The sequence below is a fragment of the Actinoallomurus acaciae genome, from assembly GCF_042429965.1.
GTDB classification, from domain to species: Bacteria; Actinomycetota; Actinomycetes; order Streptosporangiales; family Streptosporangiaceae; genus Actinoallomurus; species Actinoallomurus acaciae.
The window spans coordinates 1-5,812 of the sequence record NZ_JBHLZP010000717.1; the positions used below are offsets into that span (position 1 = coordinate 1).

The following is a 5,812-nucleotide window of genomic DNA, read 5'->3' on the forward strand; positions in this document are numbered from 1 at the left end:
GACCGCCGCCAGGCCGCCCAGCCACAGCGCCATCGCGCACAGATGCGCCACGTCCGCGGGAACGGTCCCGGCCGGCTGGGTGCTCGTGGCGGCATGCCCGCCGGCGGACCAGGTCGCGGCGATCCCGGCCATGAGGGCGCCCGCGGCGCCGCCGAAGACCAGGCGACTCCGCCTCTCACCGAGCCGGGGCAGCCCGTACGCGAGGACGAACGGCAGGACCGCCAGCAGCAGGATCCGCGCCGTCAGCGCCTTGCCGTAGGTGCCGGACAGGGTCTGACCCAGCAGTTCGGGTCGCGCGATCGCGCCCGGCCCCGCGCCGGCGCCGTACGGGCCCTCCAGCAGCAGTGACCCGAAGGTGCCCACCAGCAGGGCGGCGAAGCCGACGCCGATCAGCATCCGGACACCGCGCAGGTCGAGCGCCTCCGGCAGCCCGTAACAGCAGAACGCGATCCCACCGGCCAACAGCGCGAACCCCGCGAAGCCGGCGAACCGCACCACCGTGAACAGCACCGAGACCGCCGTGCTCGTCCGCACGGCCGTGGTCGCGGCGGCCCTGCTCGGATGCCCGAGGGAGAAGGAGATCGCGCCGCCGACCGGATGGGAGTCCGCCGAGATCACCCGCCAGGTCAGCGTGTACGTCCCCGGAACGGCCGTACTCCGCAGCCCGACCGTGACCTTCGGCCCGGCCACGCCGACCGCTCCGCCCACGCTCCGCCCGTCCGGGTCCAGCACCGTGATGTCGTCGGTCACCGGCCGTACGGGCTCATCGAACGTCAGCGTCGCCACCGGCGGCAGAGCGGCCAGCACCGCGCCGTCCGACGGAGAGGAGGCCGACAGGGTGGCGTGCGCTTCGGCCGGGACCGTCGTCACCAGGAGGAACAACACCATCGCCGCCACGCACGCGCCCGCCCTGGCGATCACCCCGCTTCCTGTCGCAGCAGCTTCGGCAGGTCCTTCGCATAGTCCTGGGAGGACACGCCCGCCGTGTAGATCACGTGCGCGAGGTTGTCCGTACCGAACGGGACCACCTCGGCCCCGTGGGTGACCTGGTACTCGCCCGACGTCGACGACGGCTTCTCCAGTGCGATCCCCAGCGACTTCGCGGCCGCCTGGATCTTGGCGTAGTCGCCGGTCAGCCCGATGAAGTCCGGGTTGAACGAGGCCAGCCAGGACTTGATCACCTTCGGGGTGTCACGCCACGGGTCGCTGGTGACGAACACGACAGCGATCTTGTCCCGCTGCGCCGGAGTCAGCAGCCGCAGCGCACCGGCCAGGTCGGCCATCGTGGTCGGGCACACATCCGGGCAGTGGGTGTAGCCGAAGTAGACGAGTGTCAGCCTCCCCCTGGTCGCCTTGATCAGGTTCACCGGACGTCCCGAGGTGCCGGTCAGCGTCAGGTCCGGCTCGCGAAACGGTGTGGTCAGGCGTGTACCGTGCAGGTCCGGAGTCGGGCCGAGGACCTTCACCGGGGGCGTAGGATCTCCGCCGCCGCACGCCGTGAGCAGCGCCGGCAGCAGGAGGAAGAGCAGCAGCAGCCGGTACCGCCCGGCGGCCGGAGCCGCCGGGCGGGCGTTCATGGTCGGCCTCATGCCGAGGTCGACCTGCCGGACCGGACGAACGCCGCGGCCCCGGCGGCGAGGCCGAGCAGACCGGCGATCAGGCCGATCACGCCCAGGGTCGTCGCCGTACCGCTGCCGCCGTCGCTCTCGGCGGCCGTCTGCGGAGTGGCCTCCTTGGCCAACGTGATCGACGGCGCCGGGTGCTCGGGCTCGGCACCGCCGTTCGGCATCTCGATCCACCGCACCACGCTGTCCTTGCCGGACTTGTCGGTGTAGGTCTGCAACGCCTTGAAGTACAGCGTGTTCGTGTCGGTGGGCAGGGGCCCGAGCGAGACGCCGAACTGCTGGAACTGACCCGGCGTGATCTTGCCACCCGACCAGGTGATCTCGGTGACGGCCTCCGTCACCTCGCCGTCATCGGTCTTGATCGGCTGGGGCAGCCTGCCCTTGGTCACGTCGATCGACCACCCCGGCGTCGGCTGCACCGACACCGACGCGATCGGGTGATCGGTCGGCAGGTACAGCTGCACCTTGGTGGTGTCCGCGTCGGCCTCCTCATTGGGGACCCGGACGTCGAAGGCGCCGTACCCGCCGGGCTCGGCGGTCTTCGGATTGACGGTGACATGGGCGGCCGCCGGGACGGCCAGCGCGACGATCACAGCGGCGGCGGCCCCGCCACCGGTCAGCACGCGTCGCACGGCAAGGGGGAAAGACATGATGCTCCTCGGTCATGGCATGCGGATGACGACCCGCCACGCGCGCAACACGAACGGCCCCGAGCGCCCGGAGAACCGGAACGGGGCATCACACGCGACAGCGACAGGCCGGGGTGTTCAGACGAACGACGGAAACCCGCCGGCCCGAGGAGGACCACGACGTACGAGGACATGCCGCAGAACAGCGATCTTGGGAGCGACCTCGTCGTCACCGCGGCCGCCGGACACCCGATCCGGGCCGCGGCCGAGCGCCGGGCCGGTCGCCGCGAGCAGGGCCAGCAGCCGCAGCGTACGGTCGACGAGGAACTCGACGACCGTACGGAGCGCCCGCCACAGGGCCCGTTCACCCGCGTACAGCCACAGCGCCGCCAGGCACCCGGCCAGCGCGTGCGCGCCGAGCATGCCGAGGGAGACGCCACCGTCATGCGAGAGGGCGAGGTGCCCGGTCGCGTGCATACCGTCCGCGCCCATCCGCATGGGCATCGGCTCCGCGCCGGAGCCGGACGGCGTGCAGAAGTCGAACCACAGGTGCAGGCAGACCTGCGAGACCTCCACCGCGAGCAGAATCCACCATGCCGGGCGCCGACGATCGGCCAGGCAGTAACCCACCGCGCCGACCCCCGCCAACGCGGCCCAGCCCGCCCACGGCGGCGCCGGACGCGCGGCCATCAGATCATGCCCGACCTGGGACAGCACGACGCACACCGCGGCGAACGCCCCGGCGCGCATCAGACGGAACCATCCAGGAGGACGCATGACCCCACTCAACAACTACGACATGTAGTACGTGGAGAGTACCGTGCCACCGGCGCCGTGGGCGTTCGGCCCGCTTCAACCGACATCACCGGCGTCGGCCCCCGGAAACGAGCCGGGCACCGCCACGGCTCGCCGGTGCACCCATGGCGTTCACCGGCGAGCCGGGGACGTCAGCGAGTGCGACGCCGGCGCAGGCCGAGCAGCACCGCGGCGACCGCGATGACGGCCACCGCCCAGCCGAGGACGCCACCCCAGCCATGCCCGGTCTTCGTCGCCTCGGGTTCGGCCGTGCCGCCGCGGGCGGCGCCGGCGTGGACGAGGAGCCTGGGGCGTTCAGGGTGAAGTGCAGCTGCTCGCTGACCGGGTGACCGTCGTGGGAGACGACCCGGAACGCGATCGCGTACCTTCCGGCCCCCATGTCGTTCTTGAGGCCCTGGGTCAGAGCCGCGCCGTCGATCCGGGGCCTGCCGTCGGTGTGGTCCCGGCCGTCGGGACCGGTGACCTTCACCTGGACGACGGCGGGATTGATCGGCTCGTTGAATCGGAGCGTGACCTCGGTGACCGGACCGGCCACGGTCGCGGTGTGCTTGGGCGTGCTGGAGACCAGGTGGGCATGCGCGGACGCCGTCCCTGCCCAGCCGGTCACGATGATGGCCGTAGCCGCCGCGAGAGTCGCAAGGCGGCGGACCGCCGGGTTCCGGTGGGGCATCGATGATCTCCCTCCCCACCGGATGATAAAGATCTCTCCCGCGCCTGACCAGGCTCGCCCTTTAGAGCCGCCTGCGCCCCGCCGGACTGGACGGACTGGACGCCACTTTCCTCGTCGACCTCGGTGAAGACCTGTTCACTCTCGACGTCGCCGACGGCGACCTCACCATCCGGCGTGGTCGTGGTGGCCCCGGTCGGAGGCCCACGAGCCGACGCAGCCGGGACGGCTACGCGCGGATGATGGCCGCCGGGCCGCCGCGGACCGGTTCGCAGCGGCTGTGCGGGTGGGGGTCGCGTGTTCGCCGACCCGGTGACCGCGCCGCTCTTGCAGGGCGAAGGTCGCGCAGGACGGGAATGCATCGGCCGCGGGCCGCCTTGAGAGCGGTATGTGAACACCCTCGCCACAACCGGCCAGCCGACGCCCACGACCAGGCCGGACGGCCCTGCGTCCCGCCGGGCGGTTCTTCCGATCGCCGCGCTCGCCCTCGGGAGTTTCGCGATCGGCACGAACGAGTTCGTGTCCATGGGCCTGCTGCCCGAGATCACCCGCGGCGTCGGCGTGGACATCCCGACCGGTGGCCACCTCATCTCCGCCTATGCCCTCGGTGTGGTGATCGGCGCGCCGGTCATCGCGGCGCTCGGGGCCCGGCTGCCGCGCCGCCGGCTTGCGCTCGGCCTCATGGCCGCGTTCCTGCTCGGCAACGCGCTGACCGCACTGGCACCGGAATACGGCACGTTGCTGGTGGCGCGGCTGCTCGCGGGCCTGCCGCACGGCGCCTACTTCGGGGTGGCCTCGCTCATCGCCGCCTCCCTGGTGCCGCCCGAGATACGGGGCCGGGCGGTGAGTTCGGTGATGCTCGGCCTCGCCGTCGCGAACGTCGCCGGGGTGCCCGCCGCGACCTGGCTCGGCCAGCACCTGGGCTGGCGCGCGGCCTACTGGTCGGTGGCCGTGCTCGCCGGGCTCACCGTGCTGTCCGTCCTGCTCCTCGTGCCATCGGCACCGGCCTCCCCGGGCGCCGGGATCCGTACGGAGCTGGGGGCGCTGCGCAGGCCCCAGGTGCTGCTGACCCTGCTCACCGGCGTCGTCGGCTTCGGCGGCATGTTCGCCATGTACAGCTACATCGCGCCCACCGTCACCGACGTGGCGGGGGCGAGCTCCTCCTTCGTGCCGGTCGTGCTGCTCGCCTTCGGGATCGGCGGCGTGGCGGGGACGGCGCTCGGCGGCCGGCTGGCCGACCGGGCACTGTTCCCCTCACTGGCCGGTGCCGGGCTCGCGATGGCGGCCGTGCTGGCGCTCATGCTGCTGGCCGCCCACTCGGCGGCGTCCCTCGTCCTCGCCGTCCTCGCCACCGCCGCGGCGGGGTCGGTGCTGGTCGTATGCCTGCAGTTGCGGCTCATGGAGGTGGCCGGCGACGCCCAGATGCTCGGCGCGGCACTCAACCACTCGGCACTCAACCTGGCCAACGCGCTGGGAGCCTGGCTCGGCGGCCTGGTCATCGCCGCCGGGGAGGGCTACACCGCGCCGAGCCTGGTCGGAGCCGGACTGTCCGTACTCGGACTCGCCACGCTGGGGGCGAGCGCGGTGCTCGGCCGACGTGAGCGACGCCCGGCGGCTCCATGAGCCCGTCGGGTACGAGCGGCCCGGCGATCACCATTCGCATCCGCCGTTCTGGCCTCGCGCAGCGCCTGAGACTTTCAGATGCCGACGGGGTGCCAGACGGTTTTGGTTTCCAGGAATGTGGTCATCCGGGCGGTGCCGGGGTCGGTGGTCCAGTCGTTTTCGGCGGGGCGCAGGACGCGTTTGAGGTTGGTCGCGGCGGCTTGTTCGCACTGGGTGGCGAGGTTCGTGTGGGGCGCCGGTGAGGTCGAGTCCGTTGATGTCCATGTGCGAGGCCAGCCACGGCGCCAGCTCAGCGCGATGGCCGGTGAGGATGTTGACGACGCCGCCGGGGAGGTCGGAGGTGGCGAGGACTTCGGCGAGGGTGATGGCGGGCAGCGGTGCGGGCTCGGATGCGGTCACGATGGTGGTGTTGCCGGTGACGATCGCGGGGGCCAGTACCGACACCAGCCCCA

General features: G+C 72.2%; 6 protein-coding genes and 1 pseudogene. 1 reads left to right on the forward strand and 6 read right to left on the reverse strand.

What is annotated here, in order from left to right; genetic code table 11:
- The 5 genes from ACFFNX_RS45615 to ACFFNX_RS45635 all read right to left on the reverse strand — a co-directional run.
- A partial coding sequence (locus ACFFNX_RS45615; protein WP_378212566.1) for a copper resistance CopC/CopD family protein occupies positions 1–921 on the reverse strand: 921 nt, incomplete at its 3' end.
- On the reverse strand, positions 918–1,577 hold the full coding sequence (locus ACFFNX_RS45620; RefSeq protein ID WP_378212567.1) for an SCO family protein: 660 nt from the start codon (positions 1,575–1,577) through the stop codon (positions 918–920). The genes ACFFNX_RS45615 and ACFFNX_RS45620, both read right to left, overlap by 4 nt.
- 8 nt (positions 1,578–1,585) lie before the next feature.
- On the reverse strand, positions 1,586–2,275 hold the full coding sequence (locus ACFFNX_RS45625) for a YcnI family protein (protein ID WP_378212568.1): 690 nt from the start codon (positions 2,273–2,275) through the stop codon (positions 1,586–1,588).
- Positions 2,276–2,392: 117 nt separating this feature from the next.
- Positions 2,393–3,031 carry a hypothetical protein gene (locus ACFFNX_RS45630; RefSeq protein ID WP_378212569.1) on the reverse strand — a complete coding sequence of 213 codons (639 nt, stop codon included), beginning with the start codon at positions 3,029–3,031 and terminating at the stop codon, positions 2,393–2,395.
- Between the two features lie 85 nt (positions 3,032–3,116).
- On the reverse strand, positions 3,117–3,677 hold the full coding sequence (locus ACFFNX_RS45635; protein WP_378212570.1) for a copper resistance CopC family protein: 561 nt from the start codon (positions 3,675–3,677) through the stop codon (positions 3,117–3,119).
- 450 nt (positions 3,678–4,127) lie between these two features.
- Between ACFFNX_RS45635 and ACFFNX_RS45640 the strand changes: the two genes are divergently transcribed.
- The gene (locus ACFFNX_RS45640) at positions 4,128–5,360 is read left to right on the forward strand and encodes an MFS transporter (protein WP_378212571.1); all 1,233 of its coding nucleotides are present in this window, start codon (positions 4,128–4,130) and stop codon (positions 5,358–5,360) included.
- Between the two features lie 74 nt (positions 5,361–5,434).
- On the opposite strand, the pseudogene ACFFNX_RS45645 reads toward ACFFNX_RS45640, so the two are convergent.
- Positions 5,435–5,812: pseudogene (locus ACFFNX_RS45645) on the reverse strand (aldehyde dehydrogenase family protein); the annotation flags it as partial.

Coding starts and splice junctions, on each gene's coding strand:
- ACFFNX_RS45620 (WP_378212567.1), bottom strand. CDS start 1,577: ATGAACGCCCGCCCGGCGGCTCCGGCCGCCGGGCGGTACCGGCTGCTG.
- ACFFNX_RS45625 (WP_378212568.1), bottom strand. CDS start 2,275: ATGTCTTTCCCCCTTGCCGTGCGACGCGTGCTGACCGGTGGCGGGGCC.
- ACFFNX_RS45630 (WP_378212569.1), bottom strand. CDS start 3,031: ATGCGTCCTCCTGGATGGTTCCGTCTGATGCGCGCCGGGGCGTTCGCC.